Origin of the sequence: Streptomyces sp. R11, from assembly GCF_041051905.1 — a bacterium.
GTDB lineage: Bacteria > Actinomycetota > Actinomycetes > Streptomycetales > Streptomycetaceae > Streptomyces.
Window position 1 is genome coordinate 6260375 of the sequence record NZ_CP163432.1, and the last position, 23368, is coordinate 6283742.

Below are 23368 nucleotides of genomic sequence, written 5' to 3' on the forward strand. Positions count from 1 at the left end.
CCCGACGTCAGTCGTCGTCGCCGTCGCGGTCGTCCTGACCGTTGCCCTGGGCGGTGTCGTCGTCGTGGTCCTGGGTGACCTTGCCCGTCTTGAGGTCGACCTTCCACTCGCCCCTGGTGGTCTCCACGCTCCAGGCCGCGGGGCCGTCGTCGTCCAGGTCGACGTCGGTGACGGTGCCCTTCGCCGCGCCGGCCTCGGCGGCCTCGCGGGCGTCCACGCTCGCGCCCTTCAGCGCGGCGAGGTCCTCGCGGCCGTCGTTGTCATCGTCGTCGTCGCGCTGGGCGCCGACGACCTTGGCGGTGTCGGGGGAGACCTGGACGCTGTACTCGGTGCCGTCGCCCTTGACGACGTTCACGTCCCAGGCGCCGGCGCCGTCGTCGTCCCGGTCGGCGGAGACGGCCGTGCCCGGCGTGTTCTTCAGCGCGGAGGCGATCGCGTCGGCGGACGTGATCTTGGAGGCGCGGGCCTCGGTGGCATCGTCGCTCCGGTCGTCCGCGTCGTCGTTACGGTCGTCGGCCGCGTCGTCCCGGTCGTCCGCGGCGTCGTTCCGGTCGTCGGCCGCTTCATTGCGGTCATCGGCGGCGTCGTCCCGGTCGTCGGCGACCCGGACGTTCGTCTGACGCTGGGTGGGCGCGTTGCCGTCGTCAGCCGACGCGTAGGCCGCGACGGTGCCGCCGCCGATCAGAGCCGCGGCGGTGACGGTGGCGATGACGATGTTGCGCTTCATGGGGTTTCCCTCCCAGAGTGTTGCGTTTCATGACGATTCACGACGCTTGGTGTCGTTTCATGTCGCTTGGTTTCGACGGGAACCAATCTGCCGAACCGACGCTGAGGGGAACCTGAAGCCCCCTGAAGAGATCTTCAGCTTCGCTTTGCCAGGCTGTACGCATGCGCCCGCCCGTCACCCACCACCCTGCTCGAGACGCTTCGCGTCACCCCTTTCGATTCTTGATCGTGGAGGACGAAAAGCGGCTGGCCCTGTCGCTCGCCAAGGGCCTGACAGCCGAGGGATACGCCGTGGACGTCGTCCACGACGGCCGGGAAGGGCTGTACCGGGCCTCGGAGGGGTCGTACGACCTCGTGATCCTCGACATCATGCTGCCCGGCATGAACGGCTACCGCGTCTGCGCCGCCCTGCGCGGCGCCGGTCACGACGTGCCGATCCTGATGCTCACCGCCAAGGACGGCGAGTACGACGAGGCCGAGGGGCTGGACACCGGCGCCGACGACTACCTCACCAAGCCGTTCTCGTACGTCGTCCTCGTCGCCCGCGTCAAGGCGCTGCTGCGGCGCGGCGGACAGGGCGCCGGGGCCTCGCCCGTGCACGTCCACGGCGACCTCAAGGTCGACACCGCCGCCCGCCGGGTCTTCCTCGGCGACGACGAAGTGTCCCTCACCACCAAGGAGTTCTCGGTCCTGGAGCAGCTCGTGCTGCGGGCCGGGGAGGTGGTGTCCAAGGCCGAGATCCTGGAGCACGTCTGGGACTTCGCCTACGAGGGCGATCCGAACATCGTCGAGGTGTACGTCAGCACCCTGCGGCGCAAGCTGCGCCCGGGGCTCATCAAGACGGTCCGCGGCGCCGGGTACCGGCTGGAGGCGCAACGATGAGACGGCTCTTCGGCTCGGTTCGGTCACGGGCCACACTCGCCGCCACCCTCGTGGTGGCCGTGGCGCTGGTCGCGGCCGGCGCGGCGGTGCTGCTGTCGCTGCGGTCCAACCTGATCGACCAGGCGGGCAACGACGCGGAGCGCACGGCGCAGAACGTCGTCGCCCAGCTCACCGCCGGGAAGCCGTACGACCGGCTGGACATCGACGACGACAGCCCGGTCCAGGTCGTCGACGCGAAGGGCACGCTCGTCGCGGCCACCGAGGACCTGGAGCGGATCAGCGGCACGGGCACCGACGCCGTGAAGCCGCAGGCGCGCCAGGGCGCCACGGGGGGCACGGGCGACACCGCCGGTTCGGGCGGCGAGGACGCCGACGACGACACGGACGACGGCAAGGGTGACGATTCGGGCGACGACACCGCCCAGGACGCCGGGGAGATCGGCGAGGTGAGCGAGCTCACCGACGGCTCCGCGACGATCGACGGCGACACCGCCGACTACCGCTTTGCCGCCGTCCCGGTGGACACCGACGACCGGGGCACGCTCACCGTCTACTCAGGCGGCTCGCTGGAGGCCGAGCAGAGCGCCGTGAACACCGCGCTCACCGTCATGATGATCGGCTTCCCGCTGCTGCTCGGCGTCGTCGCGGCCGTGACCTGGCTGGTCACCCGGCGCGCACTGCGCCCGGTCGAGGGCATCCGGCGCGAGATGGCCGCGATCACCGCGTCCGAGGACCTCGCCCGGCGCGTGCCGGAGCCGGACACGCACGACGAGGTCGCCAGGCTCGCCCGCACCACCAACGAGACACTGGCCGCGCTGGAGACATCCGTGGAGCGCCAGCGCCGGTTCGTCGCCGACGCCTCGCACGAGCTGCGCAGCCCGATCGCGTCCCTGCGCACCCAGCTCGAAGTGGGCGTCGCCCATCCGGAGTTGCTGGACGTGCCGGGCGCGGTGGAGGACACCGTACGACTGCAGCGCCTCGCCGCCGACCTGTTGCTGCTCGCCCGCCTGGACGCGGGGGAGGGGCCCGGCGACAAACGGGTCGACCTGGGTGAGGTGGCGCGGCGGGAGGCGCGGGGCCGGGAGAACGTGACCGTCGAGGCGGACGTCGTGGAAGTGGCCGGGTCGCGAGGGCAGTTGGAGCGGGTCCTGGGCAACCTGCTGGACAACGCTCAGCGGCACGCCCGAGAGGCGGTCACCGTGTCCGTCGGGCGGGACGGGGGTTGGGCGGTGGCGGCTGTGGCCGATGACGGGGACGGGGTGGCCGAGGCCGACCGGGAGCGGATCTTCGAGCGGTTCGTACGGCTGGACGAGGCCCGCACCCGCGACGACGGCGGCGCCGGGCTCGGACTCGCCATCGCCCGGGACGTGGCCGCACGCCACGGCGGCACACTCACGGTCCGCGACGCCCCGGCAGGCGGCGCCCTGTTCGAACTCCGCCTGCCGCTCGCCTAGGCCCTGTCGTTTGGATCATCTCGGCGTCGCGGGCCCCGGCACGCACATCTGCCGCGTTGTCGTCGGTCGCCGACTCCCCCACTCCCGACATCGCTCTAGCGGGGGTACCCCCATCGCGTCGACTCCCTCCGCCGCCTTGCACCTGCACGCACCAGACCCCGCTCGGGTCCGCCAAGAGGAACCGACCCTCACAGCCGAGCTGATCCAAACGACAGGGCCTAGGTCCGTCAGTCCGGACCTACCCGGGTGTCACGGACGTCCGCGCTGCCCGCGCAGGTGCTCCGCGATCGGCTTCAGGCCCTTGTCGAGCTCCGCCAGGGCGTCGGTGGACAGCAGGTCGATGAAGTGCCTCCGCACGGACGCCACATGGTGCGGCGCGACCTTCTTCATCGTCTCCATGCCGTGTTCGGTGAGAACCGCGTAGAGCCCGCGGCGGTCGGACTCGCAGTTCTCACGGCGGACCAGGTTCGCGTTCTCCATGCGGGTGATCTGGTGGGAGAGGCGGCTCTTGGACTGGAGGGTGGCCGACGCGAGGTCGCTCATCCGCATCCGTACGTCCTCCGACTCGGACAGGTTCACCAGGATCTCGTAGTCGTTCATTGTCAGGCCGAACGGCTGCAGGTCTCTCTCGAGCTGGTACGTCAACAGCCTGTTGACCTCCAGGTGGGTGCGCCAGGCGCACTGCTCCGCATCGGTCAGCCAGCGGGTGGCCGTCTCGGTCTCCATGAATGAAGTCTACCTAAAAAGTTGAAAGGCGAACTAGTGAGGGTTTTCTGTGACACGACCGTGTGCGCACACGTTCGATGTCACACTCCGCAGACTACCGCTCACAGCCCGAAGCGACGCTGGAGGTCTCCCAGCTGTCCGGGAAGGCGCGGTGCCCCGGCCTGTTGTGAAGGGCCTGTGTGCGTCCCCCCGGAACCAGGCACTCCGGGCTCCGGAGGAACCGCCCCCGTGGCCTGCTCGGCCATGAGGGTCTCGCTCGACTGGAGCAGGACCGTACCGGCTCCGACGAACTCGAACTGATGCTCCTCTCCGGAGGCCCCGCCGAGGCCTGTCAGTGCACGTAGACCGCCCATCACGCCGGTCATGTAGCCATGGTCGTAGTGGTGGCACGGGGAGGGGCAGTCGGCCCAGCCGACGAGCGCCTGTGGGTCCACCCGGATCGGGGGTTCCATGAACACCACCGGACCGTTAGATGCGGCCACGAACTTTCCGGTTCCGATGAGTGTCAGAAAACCCGGCACGATCGATTGCTTGAGAGCAAGAGTTGGCTGAAAAGCGAGCAGGTTGCCGGAGCGAATGGTCAGATTGCCGTCTTCGAGGTCGTACGAGTTGACGTCGAAGGCCCGGTCGGCCAGCAGCATCTTGCCGTTGCCCTCCGCCACGACCCAGTCGCTCGCGTGCAGTGGCGAATGGAAGGACGTACGGACAAGTCGGTCGAGTCGGCCGTGCCCGACCCCGTTGAAGTCCATCGAGCCGTAGTAGGCGATCATCTTCCCCTTCTGCAGGAACCACTGGCTCCCCTTGAGCTCCACGCAGAAGGTGTAGGCGTTGACGTTGTCGTCGGACGGCAGCGTCATCGGGTCGAGGACCGCGGGGCCGCCGGGGGTTCCGTAGGGGGCACTCACAGTTTCTCCTCAGACGCCTGGACGTACACCGCACCATTGCCGCTGAGCTCCAGCTGGAAGGCCTCGCCGGAGCCGCGGCCCACCATGTCGCGCCAGCCCAGGGCCGTGGACAGCTTGTTGCGTACGTCGCCGTGGTGGGCGACGTAGGCCTGGGGGTCGACGTGGACGGGCCGCTGCGGGGTGATCGGGATCTCGAAGACGCCCCCGTGCGCCATGACGGCCACGGCCCCGTGCCCCTTGAGGGTGGTCGTGAACAGCCCCTGCCCGCTGATCTGCCCGCGGACCATGCCCATGACCCCGCCCTGCGAGCCCAGGAACATCGTGCCCTGCTGAAGGGTGCCCTCGAAGGCGAGGAGGCGGTCCGCCTCGACGCACAGGGTGTCGCCGGCGAGGTTGATCACCTGGACATGGTGGCCGCCGTGCCCGAAGAGCACCGTGCCGTTGCCCTCGACGGTCATCAGCGGAGTGTCCTCGTTCGCCACCCGGCGCCCGATCATCGACATGATCCCGCCCTGGCCGCCGGCCGTGTTGGGGGTGAAGGACACCTCGCCCTTGTAGGCGAGCATCGCCCCGCGCTGACTGAACAGCCGCTGCCCCGACATGACGGTCGCCTCGACCATCTTGGAGTTGATCTCACGGAAGGTCATCTCAGACATCCCCCGCGATCGTGTTCCGCTCGCTCGGCTGTACGTACACCAGCCCGTCCCCCTCGAACCGGATCTGGAAGGCCTCGCCACCGCCCTCGCCCATGAGGGTGCGGAAGGTCACACCGGACTGGAAGGACTGCCGCAGATTCCCCTGGTGGGCCACATAGGCCCCCGGATCGACGGTCAGCGGGTACTGCGAGCTGACCCGCAGCACGACGGCCGGCCCGTCCGACATGATCGCCGCCTGCCCGTGCCCCTCGACAGTGGTCGTGAAGAGCCCGTTGCCCTGCGAGGCGCCGCGCATCCCGGTGAAGGACGTGCCGGTCCGCAGCCCTCCGTCGGTCGCGAGCAGATTGCTCGACTCCACGTACAGCTTGTCTCCCTGGAGGTTCACGAGATTGATCTCGGAGGCCCGGTCCGCGAACCAGCACGTCCCATGCCCCTTCACCTCCATCACCGTCATCTGCTCACCGGTGAGCCGCCGGGTCACCATGCCCCGGATGCCCTCACCGCCGCCGCTCATCTTCTTGAAGGCCATCTGCCCGTCGTACGCGACCATCGAGCCGTTCTTCGCCTTCACGGCATCGCCGGTCATGTCGACGGCGAGCACCTTGCTGCCTTGCAGTCGGAACATCGCCACGCAGCGAAGGTAGCCGCCGGGGCCTGCCGCCAACAGATCCCAGAGACGGACTTCACCCCTGATGGCTCCCTGAGCGGTCAGCGGTCCCGCCGCAGCCGTATGGCCGCCGTCCCTCTCCCCGGATCGACGGTCGACCTCGGCGGCGCCCCGTCCTCCTCGTCGTCCCGCATCACCAGCGCGCTGCGCCGCTCCTCCAACTCGCTCTGCTTCCCCGGCGATAAGGACGCGTGCAACTGCTCGAAGCCGGTCGCGGAGATCTGCCCCTGCCGCGCGACGTTCCGCCAGGGCAGCCACCCGGCCCGCCCCGCCCGCAGCGCCAGCTGATCGAGGAAGGCGAGCACGGTGAGCACCAGCACGAGGCCCGGCAGAGTCATGAAGAAGAGAAACCGCACGCGAACCCCCTCGCCCGTCGACAGGGACCAGCCTCCCCGGCGGCGCAGACGTTGTCACCCACCCGATGCCGACCCGGTGGCCGGCGTTTGCCACAATGGGTGAAGTTTGTGCTTGTGTTCACAAGCTGATCCGAGCCGACCGACGTCTCTCCCACCGAACCCACCGAAGGTGACCCGTGGACATCAAGACCGCCACCGCCCTCCGCCGCCTCCGCCTCGTCTCGGCCCCCGAGGCGGTGTCGTTCCTGCTCCTGCTCGTCTGCTCGGTGCTGAAGCGGACCACGGACTTCAACGCGGTGCCCGTGATGGGCATGATCCACGGCGTTCTCTTCATCCTGTACGTGATCTTCTGGGCGGACGCCTGGAACCGCGCCAAGTGGTCGCTGAAGACCGCCGCGCTCTACTTCGTCCTCTCCGTCCTGCCGACCGGCGGCTTCTTCGCCGAGCGCAAGCTCAAGCGCGAGGCCGAGAGCGCGGTGATCGCCACCCGCGCCCGCAAGGAAGGAATCGTCAACGCATGATCGTCGCGTTTTCCGTGACGCCGCTCGGCGTCGGCGAGGACGTGGGGGAGTACGTCGCCGACGCCGTCCGCGTGGTCCGCGAGTCGGGCCTGCCCAATCGCACCGACGCGATGTTCACCTCGATCGAGGGCGACTGGGACGAGGTCATGGACGTCGTCAAGCGCGCCGTGGCGGCCGTGGAGGCACGGGCCCCGCGCGTATCGCTGGTCCTCAAGGCCGACATCAGGCCCACCGTGACGGACGGCCTCACCTCCAAGGTGGAAACGGTGGAACGCCACTTGGCCGACTAGCCGCGGGGGAAGCCCCCGCGGCGCCGCACCCGCGTACGGCGGCAAGGGGACGTGCCGGGGGGTTCCGCCCGCAGTGGCCGGCGTCAAGAAACGGCACCTCTCTGCCCGACCCCCAGCCGCCGGTCCGAGGACGGACACCCCCCGGCGCGGCCCCGACCCACCACACACCGCAGGCGACACGCGAACCCCCACTCAGCGCCACGGGCCGCCGCAGGCACCCCGGCCCAACCGCCACGGGTCGCGCAGGCACCCTGGCCCAACCGCCACGGGTCGCCGCAGGCACCCCGGCCCAACCGCCGGAGGCGAGCCGCGCCTCCACGAACTGCGCCCCCACACCCCCTTCTTGGCCCCCACCCCTGCCCCCGCCTGACGCAGCGTCGGCCGGCGGACACGCGCGCGCGGCCAGTTCCCCCCTTTGGCCCGCATGGCTCGCGGACCCCAGAGCCCTGACCCACGATGAAGGCTCAGGGCCGAAACCCGCGTTCGCGCTGGTGGACACGGACGGCCGCCGCTTGCTCCCGCGAAGGAAGGGTCTGCCGGATGACCACTTCGCCCTTTACATCCCAGTCGGCGTTCGACGGCTCCAGGATGCGAGTCCTCCTTCTCGTCGACCTCCACGAAGGTGCCGAGCAACAGTTCCTGGACGCCTACGAGCACATGCGCGACCGAGTCGCGTCGGTCCCCGGTCACCTCGGTGACCAGCTGTGCCAGTCCCTGGAGAACCCGTCCCAGTGGGTCATCACGAGCGAATGGGCCACCGCCCCGCCGTACCTCGCCTGGGTGAACAGCGATGAGCATCTCGAGACGGTCCGGCCCCTGCAGAGCTGCGTCCGTGAGCTCCGCTCGATGCGGTACGGCATCGTCCGCGAGACCGGCGGCGCCCGCCCGGAAAAGGCCGGCGGGCTCCAGACGGCCGTAAGGGTGGGCGACGGTGTGATCCGCCACGCTCTGACCTTCACCGTCAAGCCCGGCTCCGAGTCCAAGGTCGCGGAGATCCTCGCGGGATACGCACCGCCCGAGGCCCGCGTCGACGACACCACGCGGCTGCGCCGCACCACCCTCTTCATGCACGGCAACCGGGTCGTCCGCACAGTCGAGGTGGAGGGCGACCTGATGGCGGCCCTGCGTCACGTCTCGCGCCAGCCCGAGGTGCGGGCCGTCGAGGAGGCCCTCAACCCGCATCTGGAGCAGCACCGGGACCTGTCCGACCCCGAGTCGGCCCGGACGTTCTTCATCCGCGCCGCCATGCCGCCCGTCCACCACGTGGCCCGCGGCGGCCCGGAGCCGGACGACATCAAGCGGCACGCCCTGTACTACCCGGCACGCAAGGGCTGCGGAATGGCGCTGGCCCGGTTGCTCTCGAAGCAGGACGAGACCGCGGCGGCCGACCCGGCCGGCCCCGTGCACCGCAGCACCGTCTTCCAGCGCGAGGACATCGTCGTCCGTCTCATCGACGTACGGGGTGATCCCGAGACCGACCCGGTCATGGCGCTCGGCATCCATGGCCCGAGGAAGGCCGCCGTGCTGGCCCGGCTGCTCGACACCGACGCGCTCGGCGTGGCCGGTCCGTTCACCGGCCAACGCGAGGCGACCCGCCTCCTGACGCACGCCGACATGGCGCTGATCACCGACCGCAGGGCTGCGCAGTCCTGACCGCGCAGGGACCATCACCCCACCGAACGACCTGGAGACAGACCATGGACAAGATGCGCCCGCGCGTCGTGGACCTGAAAGAGATCGAGCCCAACCGCAAGCGCGGCGGCGACCTGCGCACCCTGCTCACCCCGGTCACGGTGGGTGCCACGAGCGGCTTCATGGGCCTGGCCATCATGCGGCCCGGCGAACGCATCAGCGAGCACTACCACCCGTATTCCGAGGAGTTCATCTACGTGGTAGAGGGGAGGCTGGAGGTCGACCTCGATGGAGAAACGTTTTCCCTCCGTTCCGACCAGGGCCTGATGATCCCCATCGACATGCGGCACCGCTTCCGCAACGTCGGTGACGAGGAGGCCCGCATGGTCTTCCATCTGGGCCCGCTCGCGCCGAACCCCAAGCTCGGCCACGTCGACACCGAGGCGCCGGAGATCAGCGACGACCTCAAGCCGTACCCGCTCGTCCAGGAGGAGGGCGGGCAGCCCGAGCGACCCGGAGTGCTCTCGTGACCCGGCGCGTGGCGGTCACCGGCATAGGTGTGGTCGCCCCCGGCGGGATCGGCGTCCCGGCGTTCTGGGACCTCCTCTCCAACGGCCGTACGGCGACCCGCGGCATCACCCTGTTCGACCCCGAGGGCCTGCGGTCCCGGATAGCCGCCGAGTGCGACTTCGAGCCCCTCGCGCACGGCCTCGAACCCGGTATCGCCGAACGCGCCGACCGGTACATACAGTTCGCCCTGGTCGCCGCACAGGAGGCCGTCACCGACAGCGGTGTCGACTTCGCCGCCGAGAACCCCTGGCGCGTGGCCGTGTCCCTGGGCAGCGCGGTGGGCGGCACGACCCGGCTGGAGCACGACTACGTCCTGGTCAGCGAGCACGGGCAGCGCTGGGACGTCGACCACCGCAACGCCGAGCCGCAGCTGCACCGGGCGTTCTCGCCCAGCACACTCGCGGCCGACGTCGCCGAACGGTTCGGCGCCCAGGGCCCGGTGCAGACCGTGTCCACCGGCTGCACCTCCGGACTCGACGCGGTGGGTTACGCCTTCCACACCGTCGAGGAGGGCCGCGCCGACATCTGCATAGCCGGGGCCTCGGATTCGCCGATCTCCCCGATCACCATGGCCTGCTTCGACGCCATCAAGGCCACGTCGCCCAACAACGACGACCCCGAGCACGCCTCCCGCCCCTTCGACGCCCACCGCGACGGATTCGTCATGGGCGAGGGCGCCGCCGTACTCGTCCTGGAGGAGCTGGAGCACGCCCGGGCGCGCGGCGCGCACATCTACTGCGAGATCGGCGGCTACGCCACCTTCGGCAACGCGTACCACATGACCGGACTCACCAGTGAGGGACTGGAGATGGCCCGCGCCATCGACGACACGCTCGACCACGCGCGCGTGAACCCCACCGAGATCGACTATGTCAACGCGCACGGCTCGGGCACCCGCCAGAACGACCGGCACGAGACCGCCGCGGTCAAGAAGTCGCTGGGCTCCCACGCCTACGACACCCCGATGAGCTCGATCAAGTCCATGGTGGGCCACTCGCTCGGCGCGATCGGCGCGATCGAGGTCGTCGCCTGTGTGCTCGCGCTGGCCCGGCAGGTGGTACCGCCGACGGCGAACTACGAGACCCCGGACCCCGAGTGCGACCTGGACTACGTCCCGCGCACCGCTCGCCCCCGCAGGCTCGACAACGTGCTCTCCGTGGGCAGCGGCTTCGGCGGGTTCCAGTCCGCGGTGCTCCTGACGGGGCCGACTGGGAGGAGACGACGATGAGTGGTCAACGCACCCGGCGCACAGCGGTCACCGGAGTCGGTGTGGTCGCGCCCAACGGCCTGAACGCGGACACCTACTGGAAGTCCGTCAAGGAGGGCGCGAGCGTTCTGGACCGGGTCACCCGGGAGGGCTGCGAGCACCTTCCGCTCCGCGTCGCCGGAGAGGTCCGCGGATTCGACCCGTCGGCGCTGATCGAGGAGACCTTCCTCGTCCAGACCGACAAGTTCACCCACTTCGCACTGGCCGCCGCCGACGCCGCCCTGCAGGACGCGGGGCTCAGCAGCAGCGCCGCCGACTCGCCGTACTCGGTCGGTGTGGTCACCGCGGCCGGGTCCGGCGGCGGCGAGTTCGGCCAGCGGGAACTGCAGAAACTGTGGGGCAAGGGCTCCCGGTTCGTCGGGCCCTACCAGTCCATCGCCTGGTTCTACGCCGCCAGCACGGGCCAGATCTCCATCCGCAAGGGCTTCAAGGGCCCCTGCGGGGTGGTGGCCAGCGACGAGGCGGGCGGCCTGGACGCCGTCGCGCACGCCGCGCGGGCGGTGCACCGGGGCACGGACGTGGTCGTGGTCGGCGCCGCCGAGGCGCCGCTCGCCCCGTACTCGGGGGTCTGCCAGCTCGGCTACCCCGAGCTCAGCACCGTCGAGGACCCGGCCCGCGCCTACCGTCCCTTCACCTCGGCGGCCTGCGGTTTCGTGCCCGCCGAGGGCGGTGCCGTACTCATCGTGGAGGACCTGGACCGGGCGCAGCGCCGGGAGGCGGCCGTCCGGGCCACCGTGGCGGGGCACGCGGCCACGTTCACAGGCGCCTCGCGCTGGAACCGGTCGCGGGAGGGCCTCGCGCAGGCCATCCGCGGCGCACTGGACGAGGCCGGCTGCGCGCCGGAGGAGATCGACGTGGTCTTCGCCGACGCGATGGGCGTGCCCGACGCGGACCGTGCGGAGGCGCTCGCCCTCGCCGACGCCCTCGGCCGGCACGGCACCCGAGTGCCGGTCACCGCCCCCAAGACCGGCATCGGGCGGTCGTACTGCGGCGCGCCCCTGCTGGACATCGTGGCCGCGGTGCAGGCCATGGAGCACGGGCAGATACCGCCGACGCCGGGCGTCTTCGACATCTGCCACGACATCGACCTGGTGACCGGCACGGCACGCCCGGCCGAGCTCCGCACGGCCCTGGTCCTCAGCCGGGGACTGATGGGCTCCAACGCGGCGCTGGTCCTTCGCCGGGGCCCCGAATCCTCCGCATAGAACGACAAGGAGAACCCTCATGACCACCGGAGTGACCCAAGTGACCGTCGCCGAGCTGGCCGCGCTGATGAAGCAGGCCGCCGGCGTGTCCGTCGAACCGCAGGACCTCGAAGCGCGGGCGGAGACGCCCTTCTCCGAGTTCGGGCTCGACTCGCTCGGCCTCCTCGGCATCGTGGGCGAGCTGGAGAACCGGCACGGCCAGGCGCTGCCCACCGACGCGGAGCGCTGCAAGAGCCCCCGCGCCTTCCTCGACCTCGTCAACGGCAGCCTCACGACAGGAGCCTGAAGTGGCCGGACACACCGAGAACGAAATCACCATCGCCGCTCCCGTCGACCTCGTCTGGGACATGACGAACGACCTGGAGCGATGGCCCCAGCTGTTCAGCGAGTACGCGTCCTGCGACGTGCTGTCCCGCGAGGGCGACACGGTGACCTTCCGCCTGACCATGCACCCCGACGAGAACGGCAAGGTGTGGAGCTGGGTGTCGGAGCGGGTCGCCGACCGCGAGAAGCTCGTCGTGCGCGCCCGCAGGGTCGAGACCGGCCCCTTCGAGTACATGAACATCGTGTGGGAGTACGAGGAGACCCCGGCCGGCACCCGGATGCACTGGACGCAGGACTTCGCCATGAAGCCCGACGCGCCGGTGGACGACGCCGGGATGACGGACATCATCAACCGCAACTCGCCCATCCAGATGGCGCTCATCCGCGACCGTGTGGAGGCCGCATGCACCACGCACTGATCGTCGCCAGGATGGCCCCGCAGTCCGCCTCGGACATCGCGGGCGTCTTCGCGGCCTCCGACCGCGGCGAACTCCCGCACCTCGTCGGGGTGACCCAGCGTTCGCTGTTCCAGTTCGGCGATGTGTACATGCACTTCATCGAGGCCGAGCAGGATCCCGGCCCCGCCATCGCGAAGGTGGCCGGGCACCCCGAGTTCGTCGACATCAGCAGGAAGCTCGAGGCGTTCGTCAGCCCGTACGACCCGCAGACCTGGCGGAGTCCGAAGGACGCGATGGCGCAGCGCTTCTACCACTGGTCGAAGGACTGAACGCCGAGGGACCGCACCTCGCGGACCTGAACGGGGAAAGCCGCCGCCCGCGCCGAACAGGCGCGGGCGGCGGCTTTGTGGTGCGGCCGGTCACCGACGGGCGAGCCCCGGCATCAGCCGCAGCGCGTTCTCCCGGTTGATGCCCTGGAGCTGCTGCTCCGAGAGGAAGGGGTCGCCGTCCAGCGCGGGTGTCACGCTGTCGGTGATGACATGGGCGGGGGTGGGCGGCCAGTCCGTGCCGAAGAGGATGCGGTCGGGGTTCACCGTCGCCAGCAGGGTGGGCGTGGCGGACGGCGACATGGGGCCCGCCGTGTCGAAGTAGAACCGGTGCAGGTAGTCACGGACCCGGCCGGGCTCGATCGGGGGATTGATGCGTCCGCCGAACAGGTCGAGACGGGTGGCCATGTAGGGGAGGAAGCCACCGCCGTGCGGCAGGACGAAGCTGAGGTTGGGGTAGCGGTCCAGGGTGCCGTTGCGGATGAGGTTGATCGCCGCGCGGGTGGTGTCCAGCAGGAAGTCGCACACGAAGGGCGGCATCCCCGGCAGCCCCGCCTCGCCGTCCTTGCCGGCCTGCACCTCCATCGGGTGCGTGCTGATGACCGCCGAGCGTTCGTTCAGCTCCTGCAGGAGCCGGTCGTGCGACTCGTCGCCCAGGAAGACGCCGTTCACGCTCGTGCGTGTGCTCACCCCGATGGCACCGAGCTCGTCGAGACCGTGGCGCACGCTCCACGAGGAGAGCTCCAGGTCGTCGAGGAAGACGGGCGTGAAGAAGGCGAAGCGGGCGGGGTTGGACTCGACGACGTCTGCCGCCGCCCGCAGCGCGACGCGTGCGCTCTCCTGGCGCTCGGCGCGCTCACGGAACCGGCCCAGCATCGCGACGGTCATGACGGAGGTGCCGATGCCGTTCTTGTCCATGACCTCCAGCGCCGCGTTGAGGTCCCAGCGGGTCCACCAGGGCAGCTTCTCGCGGCTGACGACACCCCGTTCCTCGGCCCAGTCCAGCCAGGCCGGGGCGGTGAAGTGGTGGTGGACGTCGATGCGTCCGGCAAGGGTCATAACAACGTCCTCGGGGTGGGTTGCACAGGGGGATGGGGGTTCAGTCGCGGCAGAGCAGGGTCTGCAGCACGTTCGTCAGGACACGGTCGGCGTCCGGCATCGCGGCGTCCGCCCGCCAGGCGACGAAGCCGTCCGGGCGTACGAGGACGGCGCCGTCCTCGGCCGTGCCGTGCAGTTCCGCCCAGTCGGCGTCCCTGTCGGGGACGAGGTCGTGGTCGGGTCCCGTGCCCACGAGGTACGCCTCGACCGGGACGCCCAGGTTCAGGGAGGCCTTCTCCACCGCGGTCCGCCACTTCTGTCCGCCGGAGCCGGCGAGCAGCACGAAGGAGCGCTCGTACAGATCGAGCGTGGAGATCCTGGCGCCGCCTCGCATGACCCACATGTGCGGCGCACGGCTGCCCGGTTCGCCGCCCAGCTGGAAGGTGTCGGGGACGATCGGCTGCTCCGGGTGGGCACCCACCACGGCGTTCGACGCGTACCGGTAGCACAGGGCGACGGTCATCAGGTCCGCCGGATCGTTGTTGCGGCCCGCGGCGGGGCTGAATCCAGGGTGCTGTTCGTCGGCCGCCTGGACGCATGCTCGGGTGCCGGTCGCGAGGGCGACGGGCCGCCGTTCCTGCTCGTAGGAGTCGAGCAACGGCAGGCCGGCCCAGCCGCGCAGCACCGAGGCCAGCTTCCAGGCGAGGTTGTGAGCGTCCTGGATTCCGGTGTTGGAGCCGAACGCCCCGGTGGGCGGCATCTCGTGGGCCGAGTCGCCGGCCAGGAAGACCCGGCCCTCGCCGTAGCTGTCCGCGACCCGCTTCGACGCGTGCCACGGCGCCTTGCCGGTGATCTCGACGTCGATGTCCGACGCGCCGACGGCGGCGCGGATGTGGGCCGCGAGCCTCTCGTCGGTGAAGTCCTCCAGCTCCTCACCCCGGTCGGGATACCAGGGAACGTGGATCACCCAGCGCTCCTTGTTGTCCACCGGCAGCAGGGCACCCTCCCCGTCGGGGTCGGTGACATAGCAGACGACGAATCGTTTCTCTCCGACGTACTTCTTCAGCGCCCTGCTGCGGAACGTGACGCTGACGTTGTGGAACAGCTCGCCCGGCCCCGACTGGCCGATCCCCAGGTGGTTGCGGATGGGGCTTCTGGGGCCGTCGGCGGCCACCAGGAAGTCGGCGTTCACGGTGTAGGTCTCACCGGTCTCGCGGTGCCTGATCCGGGCCTGCACTCCGTCCGCGTTCTCCGTGAAGGAGAGCAGCTCCGAGCTGAAGCGGATGTCGGAGCCCTGCCCGCGGGCGTAGCTCAACAGCACCGGCTCCAGGTCGTTCTGACTGCACAGGCACCAGTCCGCGGAACTGACCCGGGAGACGTCCATGCCGCCGGAGATGTCCCCGATGATCCAGCGGCGCTCCGTCCCGGTGAGCTTGTCCACCTGGAGGATGCCGTCGTTCCCGGCGAGAACACTGGCTGCCTTCCGAATGCGGGACTCCAGGCCTGCGGTCCGGAAAATCTCCATGGTGCGGAGATTATTGCCGCGACCGCGCGGGTGCGTCGATGTCCCGGCATGCCGCTCCACGAGCATGTGCTCAATTCCGAGGCGTCCCAGGAAAACCGAAGTGGAAAGACCCACAAGGGATCCGCCGACGATGAGAACTGGTACAGATTCCGCTTCGTGTCCGCTCACGTCGACGATGTTTACCAGTTCGGGCTCCGGTCCACACGTCCTCCGGCGAGCCGACCCATTTGGCGCAGTGCTGTTTGCGGCGCGGTGTCGCCCGGGAAACGGTGGCACTGACCGACGGAATCCGACCGCCGGAATCCACGCCTACCCGGGGACAGTCATGACGCAAGCGTTCGCATCCGAGGAATCCGGGGCACTGTCGCCCGAAGAAGCCGCGGCCGCGGCCTCGGCGTGCAGCCGGGACTTCCGCGCCAACCCGCATCCCGTGTACGCCACGCTGCGGGAATCGGCACCCGTCTGCCCGCTGTCGCCGCCGCACGGCGTCGAGACGTACCTCATCACGCGGTACGACGACGGGCGCGCCGCGCTGGCCGACCCCCGGCTGAGCAAGGACATGTACGGCGCCATCGACGCCTACCACCGCATCTTCGGTGACTCGTCGATCGCGCTGGACGACAACATGCTGTTCTCGGACCCGCCGAAGCACACGAGGCTGCGCAGGATCGTCGGCAGTACGTTCACTCCGAAAAGGGTGGAATCGCTGCGGACCCGGATCCAGGAGATCACCGACGGGCTGCTGGATCAATGCCCGACGTCGGGTCCGTTCAATCTGCTCCCGGAGTTCTGCTTCCCGCTGCCGCTGCAGGTGATCTGTGAACTCCTGGGCGTCCCGGAAAACGAGCGCAAACAGGCTCAGGAATGGTCGGCGACCGTCGCCCAGACCGGTTTCGGACCGGAGGCGAGAAAGGCGCTGCAAATCGCGGAGGGAAATCTCCGCGAGTATCTGGTGGACCTGTGCGCGCGAAAGCGGAAGGCGCCGGACTCGGGCCTGCTGAGCGCGCTCGTGACGGCCAAGGACCAGGAAGGCGCGCTCACCGACAGCGAACTCGTGTCGACGGCGTGGGTGCTCCTCTTCGCGGGCCACAAGACGACGGCGTACCAGATCGGCAACACCGTCTACCACCTGCTCAGCCGCCCGGAGCAGAAGCGGCTGGCACTGCGGGACGACGCCTCCCTGGCCGCGGCGATCGAGGAGATCTTCCGGTTCGAGAGCTCCGTGGAGAACTCCACCTTCCGCTGGGCGAAGGAGGACATCGTCATCCGCGACCAGCTCATCCCCAAGGGTGCGCTCGTCCAGATCTCGATCACCGGCGCCAACCGTGACCCGGAGGTGTTCGCCGACCCGAACGAGCTGGACGTCCAGCGCCCGAACGCCCAGGCCGCGCATCTCGCCTTCGGCTACGGCCCGCACTACTGCGCCGGCGCACCGCTGGCCCGGCTGGAGATCCAGCTCGCCCTCGCCACCTTGTTCCGGCGGCACCCGCACATGGCCCTGGCCGTGGCACCGGAGGAAGCGCGCTGGATGACCGTGCCGTTCCCCGCTTTCCGCGGACTCGCGGAACTGCCGGTCGTCCTCGACCCGTCCTGACGGGAGCACCATGGAACGAGTGCGGGTCATTCGCCTGCTCCATGTGCGCGAGGGCCGGGAAGCGGACTTCGTGGACTCCTATCAGGGCGTGCTCGAACGTGCCGCGCGTGCGCCCGGGCACCTCGGCGAACAGTTGTGCCGCTCCCTCGACGATCCCGCTCGATGGCTGCTGACCAGCGAGTGGGAGAGCATGGACTGCGTCAAGCGGTGGCGGACCGACCCCGACCACCAGACGCTGGTCGAGCCGATGAACGCCTGTCTGCACGACGACCGGTGGACGGGGGTCTTCCAGGTCCGGGACCTGGTGGCCGAGTAGAGCGGCGGCAGGGCAGGGGACCGAAGGGCGAGACGGGGCTGACCAGCATGTGACCGGCCGGTAAGGTCGGTGCCGTGCCGAAGCCGCTCAGTCTTCCCTTCGACCCCATCGCCCGCGCCGACGAACTCTGGAAGCAGCGCTGGGGAAACGTGCCGTCCATGGCCGCCATCACCTCGATCATGCGCGCACAGCAGATCCTGCTCGCCGAGGTGGACGCGGTGGTCAAGCCGTACGGGCTGACGTTCGCGCGGTACGAGGCACTGGTGCTGCTCAACTTCTCCAAGGCCGGGGAACTGCCGATGTCCAAGATCGGCGAGCGGCTCATGGTGCATCCCACATCCGTGACGAACACCGTCGACCGGCTGGTCAAGTCGGGTCTGGTCGACAAGCGGCCCAACCCCAACGACGGACGCGGCACCCTCGCCTCCATCACCGACAAGGGCCGGGAGGTCGTCGAGGCGGCCACCCGCGACCTGATGGCCATGGACTTCGGCCTCGGGGCGTACGACGCCGAGGAGTGCGCGGAGATCTTCGCGATGCTGCGCCCGCTCAGGATCGCGGCGCACGACTTCGACGAGAGCTGACCCCCGGCAAGATCTCCCGGAACGCCTGGTTACGCTCTTACGCATGAAGAAGAGCGTCCTGACCCGCTACCGGGTGATGGCCTACGTCACCGCCGTGATGCTGCTCGTGCTGTGCACCTGCATGGTGTTCAAGTACGGCTTCGACATGGGCGAGGACGTCACCTTCGCCGTCTCCCAGGTCCACGGCTTCCTCTACATCATCTACCTGGTCTTCGCCTTCGACCTCGGCTCCAAGGCCAAGTGGTCGTTCGGCAAGCTGCTGTGGGTGCTGCTCTCCGGGACGATTCCCCTCGCCGCCTTCTTCGTCGAGCGCAAGGTCAGCCGAGAGGTCGAACCCCTGGTCAGCGACCCGGCCCCGGCTGTCGCCAAGGCCTGACGCCACCGCCGTACGCATGCGTACGGCGGTCTGCCATCGACATTTACTTGGACGTCCTAGTAAATTCGAAGCATGGACGCTGACGCCATCGATGAGGGCCGCCGTCGCTGGCAGGCCCGGTACGACTCCGCGCGCAAGCGCGACGGTGACTTCACCACGCTCTCCGGGGATCCCGTGGAGCCGGTGTACGGGCCCAGGCCTGGGGACAGGTACGAGGGCTTCGAGCGGATCGGGTGGCCCGGGGAGTACCCCTTCACGCGCGGGCTGTATCCGACCGGCTACCGAGGGCGGACGTGGACCATCCGGCAGTTCGCCGGGTTCGGGAACGCCGAGCAGACCAACGAGCGCTACAAGATGATCCTCGGCAACGGCGGAGGCGGTCTCTCGGTCGCCTTCGACATGCCGACGCTCATGGGCCGCGACTCCGACGACCCGCGCTCGCTGGGCGAGGTCGGGCACTGCGGGGTCGCCATCGACTCGGCCGCCGACATGGAGGTCCTGTTCAAGGACATCCCGCTCGGCGACGTGACGACCTCCATGACCATCAGCGGTCCGGCCGTTCCCGTCTTCTGCATGTACCTGGTGGCGGCCGAGCGCCAGGGCGTCGACCCGGCCGTGCTCAACGGCACGCTGCAGACCGACATCTTCAAGGAGTACATCGCGCAGAAGGAGTGGCTCTTCCAGCCCGAGCCGCACCTGCGCCTCATCGGCGACCTCATGGAGCACTGCGCGGCCGGCATCCCCGCCTACAAGCCGCTGTCCGTCTCCGGCTACCACATCCGCGAGGCCGGAGCGACGGCCGCGCAGGAGCTGGCGTACACGCTGGCGGACGGCTTCGGGTACGTCGAGCTGGGGCTCTCGCGCGGGCTGGACGTCGACGTGTTCGCGCCCGGGCTGTCCTTCTTCTTCGACGCGCACCTCGACTTCTTCGAGGAGATCGCCAAGTTCCGCGCCGCCCGCCGCATCTGGGCGCGCTGGATGCGCGACGTGTACGGCGCGAAGAGCGACAAGGCTCAGTGGCTGCGCTTCCACACGCAGACCGCCGGTGTCTCGCTGACCGCCCAGCAGCCGTACAACAACGTCGTACGTACGGCCGTGGAAGCGCTCGCCGCCGTGCTCGGCGGGACGAACTCGCTGCACACCAACGCCCTCGACGAGACCCTCGCGCTGCCCTCCGAGCAGGCCGCCGAGATCGCCCTGCGCACCCAGCAGGTGCTCATGGAGGAGACCGGGGTCGCCAACGTGGCCGACCCGCTGGGCGGTGCGTGGTACGTCGAGCAGCTGACCGACCGCATCGAGGCCGACGCCGAGAAGATCTTCGAGCAGATAAGGGAGCGCGGGCTGCGGGCGCACCCCGACGGCCGGCATCCCATCGGGCCGATCACGTCCGGGATCCTGCGGGGCATCGAGGACGGCTGGTTCACCGGGGAGATCGCCGAGTCGGCGTTCCGGTACCAGCAGTCGCTGGAGAAGGGCGACAAGAGGGTCGTCGGGGTCAACGCGCACACCGGCTCCGTCACCGGCGACCTGGAGATCCTGCGGGTCAGCCACGAGGTGGAGCGCGAGCAGGTACGGGTGCTGGGCGCCCGCCGGGACGCCCGGGACGACGCCGCCGTACGCACCGCGCTCGACGCGATGATCGCCGCCGCCCGCGACGGGTCCAACATGATCGAGCCGATGCTGGACGCGGTAAGGGCCGAGGCGACGCTGGGCGAGATCTGCGGCGTGCTGCGGGACGAGTGGGGGGTGTACACGGAGCCGCCGGGGTTCTGACCCCGCACAGCTCTACGCGGCGCCGGTGAGGCCGAGGAGCAGCACGCGCGTGAAGCCGTGCACCCACTCCTCGTCGGCCGGCTCGGCGCTGACCAGGGTGCGGTGCACCACCGCACCCGCCACCACGTCGAAGATCAGGTCCACGGTGCGCGCGGCTTCCTCCGGATCATCCGTCTCCGGAGGGAGCTCGCCGCGTTCCTGGGCCCGGTAGCGCCCCTGCAGGACCAGGCCCTTCTGGCGCTCGACGATGGACTGGCGGATGCGCTCGCGCAGGGCGTCGTCGCGCGTCGACTCGGCGACCACCGCCATCAGCCCGCTCTTGGCCTCCGGGCGGGCCAGAATCGCCGCGAACTGCAGGACCACGCCCTCGATGTCGGCGGCCAGGGAGCCGCGGTCGGGGAGCTCCAGCTCGTCGAAGAGCTCGGCCACCGCGTCGACCACCAGCTCGTTCTTGCCGGACCAGCGGCGATAAAGCGTCGTTTTTGCAACCCCCGCGCGTGTTGCCACGTCTCCCAAGGTGAGCTTGGACCAGCCCAGTTCGACCAGAGCCTCGCGCGTCGCGGCCAGGATCGCGGTGTCCGCGGCGGCGCTGCGCGGGCGGCCGGGACGGGGGGCGGCGGTGCGGCTCTGCATCCCATGACCATATCCGGGCAGTTCCTGTGTGGTCGTGAGGGAGATCACGGGTTGGTGGTGTTCCGGAACCCCGCACTGCCATTACGCTACGAGTCGTAGCGAAAGCGATGACCACTGACGCCAGGTGGGGACCCGGCGTCGAACAGCAGCGGGCGGACCGGCTTTCGGACCGTTTTCACATGCGCGGGCGGAACGGGGGAGGATAGACGCATGCAGCCACGGAACATGTCCATGAGCGGAGTCGTCGACCTCGCCGCGGTGAAGGCGGCCCAGGAGGCCAAGGCGAAGGCGGAGCAGGCGCGTGCCGAGGCCGCCCGGCAGGGCGGGGGAGGGGCCGTGTCGCCGGCCGACCTCGTCATCGATGTGGATGAGGCGGGGTTCGAGCGGGACGTCCTGCAGCGGTCCGCCGAGGTGCCCGTCGTCATCGACTTCTGGGCCGAGTGGTGCGAGCCCTGCAAGCAGCTCAGCCCACTGCTGGAGCGCCTCGCCGTCGAGTACGCCGGCCGGTTCATGCTCGCCAAGATCGACGTCGACGCCAACCAGATGCTGATGCAGCAGTTCGGCGTGCAGGGGATTCCGGCCGTGTTCGCCGTCGTCGCCGGACAGGCGCTGCCGCTCTTCCAGGGCGCGGCCGGTGAGGCGCAGATCCGCGAGACGCTGGACCAGCTCGTCGCCGTCGCCGAGCAGCGCTTCGGCCTGACCGGCCTCACCGTCGACCCCGACGCGCAGCCCGGGAGCGCCCAGGCCGCTCCCGCCGCGCCGGCCGGTCCGTACGACGCGTTGCTGGAGGCCGCCGTACAGGCCCTGGACGCGGGCGACTTCGGCGGTGCCGTGCAGGCGTACAAGAACGTGCTGAGCGAGGACCCGGCCAACATGGAGGCCAAACTGGGTCTCGCGCAGGCCGAGTTGCTGCAGCGCGTGCAGGGTGTCGACCCCCAGCAGGTGCGCAAGGACGCCGCCGAGAAGCCGGCCGATGTGCAGGCACAGATCGCCGCCGCCGACCTGGACCTGGTGGGCGGCCATGTCGAGGACGCTTTCGGACGGCTCATCGAGACCGTGCAGCGCACGGTGGGTGACGACCGGGACACCGTACGGATCCGGCTGCTGGAGCTCTTCGAGGTCGTGGGCGGCGAGGACCCGCGCGTGGCGGCGGCCCGCAGGGCACTGGCGCGCGCCCTCTTCTGACCGGGGCTTCGAGCGGGGCGGTGGCCCCGCTCTGACCAGTAACTAAACGCGAGGGCGCGTGTTGCCCGAGTGAAGGGTTTTGCCGAGAAGGCATCAGAGCGGCCGCGCTTTACCAAATCTTGGTAATCGCGGCCGCAGTTACTGCGGGTAAGTCAGGGCCGTCGTTCTGTCGGTTTCTGTCCGGTGATTAATGGACTTGTCCGGCCGTCCGGAACCACCCTGCGTCGCTGTCCGAGACCGGCAGGTCGTTGTTCGGTTATCCGCCCGTTACTACCGAGTAACGAAGCCCCTTGTGCGGGCGGCGAGAATGCACCACGATCGGCCACGCTCGGTCCATTCCCGCACCCCGACAGCCGGTTGGGTCACGGGAGTTCCTGGGTCCCCACCGAGCAGAGTCGGCGGCAGTGGCGCCGACTCTTGGACAGGGGGGTCTTCGCCCACCCGGCGAAGCCTGTCCAGCAAGGTTGTGCGTGATGCGTGTCAGGCGCGACCAGTGGTTGTCGCTCGGGGGTGATCGCCGGTGATTCGGGCGCGGTTCGCGCCACCGAGTGCAGGCGCTCTCCTTCCCGAGGACGTAGCACTTCTCCCATCCCTGCCCGGCTGAGCCGTCGAGCCGACAGTGGCAGCCAGGGCCAGGAGATGTACGTCCGAGAAGGAGGAAATATGGAGTCCCAGGTGCGTGGCGGGACCAGATGGAAGCGGTTCGCTGTGGTCATGGTGCCCAGCGTCGCCGCCACGGCTGCGATAGGTGTCGCCCTCGCGCAGGGCGCTCTCGCCGCGTCGTTCAGTGTTTCGGGGCAGTCGTTCAAGGTCACGACCGACAAGCTGGTCGGCACGGGCTTCTCGCAGTACGGCGCTCTTGACGAGGGCTACACGCTCTCCGGCAAGAAGACGGTTCACCCCGTCGCCGTCTCGGGCTTCAAGTCCGCGACGATCAACAGCCTGTGCCAGTCCGTGGTCACCCCCGACGTCCCGATCCTCGGGAGCGTCAGCCTGATCCTGCGGGCCGGCCAGGACCCGAACAAGCCGGTCGAGGCCAAGAACCTCTACATCGACGTCGCTGATCTCGAGGCTGACGCCACGTTCGAGAACATCGACATCGGTGTGGCCGCCAAGGACGCCAGCAAGGGTCCGGGCATGAAGGGCGGCGGCGAGCAGGCCAACCCCTTCGGCTTCGCCCAGCAGGCCGACAAGGCCACGCTGGTCGGCGTGAAGCAGACGGCGTGGGCGACCACCGCCGGAACCTTCAAGCTCAGCGGTCTGAAGATGTCGCTGTCGACGGGTGTCAAGGAGTGCTACTAAGCACTCTCTGACGGGCGGGGGAGCCGATGGCGCCCCCGCCCGTCCACTCTCCGCCCGCTTTCTTCACAAGCGGTCACACGCACCACAACTCACCACCACCGCACCACCATCACAGCAAGCCGTAGCAGGGAGCTGTT

27 protein-coding genes are annotated in these 23368 nt (G+C 69.6%); 18 read left to right on the top strand and 9 right to left on the bottom strand.

Features of this window, described 5'->3' with window-relative positions; genetic code table 11:
* Nucleotides 1-7 precede the first annotated feature (7 nt).
* Entirely contained in the window at nt 8-727 is a 720-nt protein-coding gene (locus tag AB5J55_RS29020) for a PepSY domain-containing protein (RefSeq protein ID WP_369273446.1), read from the bottom strand.
* 161 nt (nt 728-888) lie between these two features.
* On the opposite strand from AB5J55_RS29020, the gene AB5J55_RS29025 reads away from it, so the two are divergent.
* Together AB5J55_RS29025 and AB5J55_RS29030 are read left to right on the top strand one after the other, a co-directional pair.
* Nucleotides 889-1608, top strand: a complete 720-nt coding sequence (locus AB5J55_RS29025; RefSeq protein WP_369273448.1) for a response regulator transcription factor — start codon at nt 889-891, stop codon at nt 1606-1608.
* The gene (locus AB5J55_RS29030) at nt 1605-3062 is read left to right on the top strand and encodes an ATP-binding protein (protein ID WP_369273449.1); all 1458 of its coding nucleotides are present in this window, start codon (nt 1605-1607) and stop codon (nt 3060-3062) included. Before AB5J55_RS29025 ends, AB5J55_RS29030 begins: the two co-directional genes overlap by 4 nt.
* Before the next feature lie 249 nt (nt 3063-3311).
* Here AB5J55_RS29030 and AB5J55_RS29035 read toward each other — a convergent pair whose 3' ends face one another.
* The 5 genes from AB5J55_RS29035 to AB5J55_RS29055 all read right to left on the bottom strand — a co-directional run bounded on the left by AB5J55_RS29035 (nt 3312) and on the right by AB5J55_RS29055 (nt 6372).
* Nucleotides 3312-3788: a MarR family winged helix-turn-helix transcriptional regulator gene (locus tag AB5J55_RS29035; protein WP_369273450.1), complete on the bottom strand. Its 477-nt coding sequence runs from the start codon at nt 3786-3788 to the stop codon at nt 3312-3314.
* A gap of 101 nt (nt 3789-3889) precedes the next feature.
* Nucleotides 3890-4645 (bottom strand): AIM24 family protein, encoded by a 756-nt coding sequence (locus AB5J55_RS29040; protein ID WP_369276331.1) that lies wholly within the window; start codon nt 4643-4645, stop codon nt 3890-3892.
* A 44-nt stretch (nt 4646-4689) separates the two neighbouring features.
* Nucleotides 4690-5340 (bottom strand): AIM24 family protein, encoded by a 651-nt coding sequence (locus AB5J55_RS29045; protein WP_369276332.1) that lies wholly within the window; start codon nt 5338-5340, stop codon nt 4690-4692.
* Nucleotide 5341: 1 nt separating this feature from the next.
* Nucleotides 5342-5974 carry an AIM24 family protein gene (locus tag AB5J55_RS29050; RefSeq protein ID WP_369276333.1) on the bottom strand — a complete coding sequence of 211 codons (633 nt, stop codon included), beginning with the start codon at nt 5972-5974 and terminating at the stop codon, nt 5342-5344.
* Between the two features lie 83 nt (nt 5975-6057).
* The gene (locus tag AB5J55_RS29055) at nt 6058-6372 is read right to left on the bottom strand and encodes a DUF6191 domain-containing protein (protein WP_369273451.1); all 315 of its coding nucleotides are present in this window, start codon (nt 6370-6372) and stop codon (nt 6058-6060) included.
* Between the two features lie 176 nt (nt 6373-6548).
* Here AB5J55_RS29055 and AB5J55_RS29060 point away from each other — a divergent pair, with 176 nt between their 5' ends.
* The 9 genes from AB5J55_RS29060 to AB5J55_RS29100 all read left to right on the top strand — a co-directional run bounded on the left by AB5J55_RS29060 (nt 6549) and on the right by AB5J55_RS29100 (nt 12908).
* Nucleotides 6549-6893 carry a DUF3817 domain-containing protein gene (locus AB5J55_RS29060; protein WP_369273452.1) on the top strand — a complete coding sequence of 115 codons (345 nt, stop codon included), beginning with the start codon at nt 6549-6551 and terminating at the stop codon, nt 6891-6893.
* Complete coding sequence (locus tag AB5J55_RS29065) at nt 6890-7183, top strand: MTH1187 family thiamine-binding protein (protein ID WP_369273453.1); 294 nt, start codon at nt 6890-6892, stop codon at nt 7181-7183. The genes AB5J55_RS29060 and AB5J55_RS29065 overlap by 4 nt, the downstream gene beginning before the upstream one ends.
* Nucleotides 7184-7723: 540 nt before the next feature.
* Nucleotides 7724-8836 (top strand): SchA/CurD-like domain-containing protein, encoded by a 1113-nt coding sequence (locus AB5J55_RS29070; protein WP_369273454.1) that lies wholly within the window; start codon nt 7724-7726, stop codon nt 8834-8836.
* A gap of 44 nt (nt 8837-8880) precedes the next feature.
* Entirely contained in the window at nt 8881-9345 is a 465-nt protein-coding gene (locus tag AB5J55_RS29075) for a cupin domain-containing protein (protein ID WP_369273455.1), read from the top strand.
* Nucleotides 9342-10613, top strand: coding sequence for a beta-ketoacyl synthase (locus AB5J55_RS29080; protein WP_369273456.1), 1272 nt, complete (start codon nt 9342-9344; stop codon nt 10611-10613). Before AB5J55_RS29075 ends, AB5J55_RS29080 begins: the two co-directional genes overlap by 4 nt.
* Nucleotides 10610-11857 carry a ketosynthase chain-length factor gene (locus tag AB5J55_RS29085; RefSeq protein ID WP_369273457.1) on the top strand — a complete coding sequence of 416 codons (1248 nt, stop codon included), beginning with the start codon at nt 10610-10612 and terminating at the stop codon, nt 11855-11857. The genes AB5J55_RS29080 and AB5J55_RS29085 overlap by 4 nt, the downstream gene beginning before the upstream one ends.
* Before the next feature lie 19 nt (nt 11858-11876).
* Nucleotides 11877-12143: an acyl carrier protein gene (locus tag AB5J55_RS29090; protein ID WP_369273458.1), complete on the top strand. Its 267-nt coding sequence runs from the start codon at nt 11877-11879 to the stop codon at nt 12141-12143.
* Nucleotide 12144: 1 nt separating this feature from the next.
* Complete coding sequence (locus tag AB5J55_RS29095; RefSeq protein WP_328879256.1) at nt 12145-12600, top strand: SRPBCC family protein; 456 nt, start codon at nt 12145-12147, stop codon at nt 12598-12600.
* A complete protein-coding gene (locus AB5J55_RS29100) occupies nt 12585-12908 on the top strand; it encodes a TcmI family type II polyketide cyclase (protein ID WP_369273460.1) in 324 nt (107 codons plus the stop codon). Before AB5J55_RS29095 ends, AB5J55_RS29100 begins: the two co-directional genes overlap by 16 nt.
* Before the next feature lie 90 nt (nt 12909-12998).
* On the opposite strand, the gene AB5J55_RS29105 is transcribed toward AB5J55_RS29100, so the two are convergent.
* Together AB5J55_RS29105 and AB5J55_RS29110 are read right to left on the bottom strand one after the other, a co-directional pair.
* Entirely contained in the window at nt 12999-13964 is a 966-nt protein-coding gene (locus AB5J55_RS29105; protein ID WP_369273461.1) for an amidohydrolase family protein, read from the bottom strand.
* 40 nt (nt 13965-14004) lie between these two features.
* The gene (locus tag AB5J55_RS29110) at nt 14005-15636 is read right to left on the bottom strand and encodes an FAD-dependent oxidoreductase (RefSeq protein WP_369273462.1); all 1632 of its coding nucleotides are present in this window, start codon (nt 15634-15636) and stop codon (nt 14005-14007) included.
* A 157-nt stretch (nt 15637-15793) separates the two neighbouring features.
* On the opposite strand from AB5J55_RS29110, the gene AB5J55_RS29115 reads away from it, so the two are divergent.
* The 5 genes from AB5J55_RS29115 (at nt 15794) to AB5J55_RS29135 (ending at nt 20111) form a co-directional block, all read left to right on the top strand.
* Entirely contained in the window at nt 15794-17062 is a 1269-nt protein-coding gene (locus AB5J55_RS29115; RefSeq protein ID WP_369273463.1) for a cytochrome P450, read from the top strand.
* 10 nt (nt 17063-17072) lie between these two features.
* The gene (locus AB5J55_RS29120; protein WP_369273464.1) at nt 17073-17378 is read left to right on the top strand and encodes an antibiotic biosynthesis monooxygenase; all 306 of its coding nucleotides are present in this window, start codon (nt 17073-17075) and stop codon (nt 17376-17378) included.
* A gap of 74 nt (nt 17379-17452) precedes the next feature.
* Nucleotides 17453-17962 (top strand): MarR family winged helix-turn-helix transcriptional regulator, encoded by a 510-nt coding sequence (locus AB5J55_RS29125; RefSeq protein ID WP_369273465.1) that lies wholly within the window; start codon nt 17453-17455, stop codon nt 17960-17962.
* Between the two features lie 43 nt (nt 17963-18005).
* Entirely contained in the window at nt 18006-18338 is a 333-nt protein-coding gene (locus AB5J55_RS29130; protein WP_369273466.1) for a DUF3817 domain-containing protein, read from the top strand.
* Between the two features lie 72 nt (nt 18339-18410).
* A complete protein-coding gene (locus tag AB5J55_RS29135) occupies nt 18411-20111 on the top strand; it encodes a methylmalonyl-CoA mutase (protein WP_369273467.1) in 1701 nt (566 codons plus the stop codon).
* A 12-nt stretch (nt 20112-20123) separates the two neighbouring features.
* Here the strand turns inward: AB5J55_RS29135 and AB5J55_RS29140 are convergent, their stop codons facing one another.
* The gene (locus AB5J55_RS29140) at nt 20124-20744 is read right to left on the bottom strand and encodes a TetR/AcrR family transcriptional regulator (RefSeq protein WP_369273469.1); all 621 of its coding nucleotides are present in this window, start codon (nt 20742-20744) and stop codon (nt 20124-20126) included.
* Between the two features lie 210 nt (nt 20745-20954).
* Here AB5J55_RS29140 and AB5J55_RS29145 point away from each other — a divergent pair, with 210 nt between their 5' ends.
* Together AB5J55_RS29145 and AB5J55_RS29150 are read left to right on the top strand one after the other, a co-directional pair.
* Nucleotides 20955-21929: a tetratricopeptide repeat protein gene (locus AB5J55_RS29145; RefSeq protein WP_369273470.1), complete on the top strand. Its 975-nt coding sequence runs from the start codon at nt 20955-20957 to the stop codon at nt 21927-21929.
* Nucleotides 21930-22592: 663 nt separating this feature from the next.
* Nucleotides 22593-23231, top strand: coding sequence for a DUF6230 family protein (locus tag AB5J55_RS29150; protein ID WP_037886588.1), 639 nt, complete (start codon nt 22593-22595; stop codon nt 23229-23231).
* Nucleotides 23232-23368 lie beyond the last annotated feature (137 nt).